The following is a 258-nucleotide window of genomic DNA, read 5'->3' on the forward strand; positions in this document are numbered from 1 at the left end:
GGTGTAGTCGGTGTTGAGCAGCAAGGCGTCATCGCTTCGGACCCCGGTGACGACCTCGACCCCCGCATCCTGCAGTCGCTGCACTCCCCCGCGCGCCTGCGGGTTGGGATCCCGCTGGGCGATGACGACGCGCTTCACACCTGCCGCGATGAGCGCCTCGGTGCATGGACCGGTACGTCCGGTATGGTTGCACGGTTCCAGGGTGACGACGGCAGTTGCACCACGCGCGGCATCCCCAGCGTCGCGCAGCGCCTCGAC

Annotated in this window: 1 pseudogene; it reads right to left on the reverse strand. The window is 69.0% G+C overall.

From position 1 onward, the window contains the following. Positions 1 to 258, reverse strand: a pseudogene (locus C1X29_RS28855) (riboflavin biosynthesis protein RibD); the annotation flags it as partial.

The organism is Pseudomonas sp. GW456-12-10-14-LB2 (genome assembly GCF_002884345.1).
Classification (GTDB): Bacteria; Pseudomonadota; Gammaproteobacteria; order Pseudomonadales; family Pseudomonadaceae; genus Aquipseudomonas; species Aquipseudomonas paraglycinae.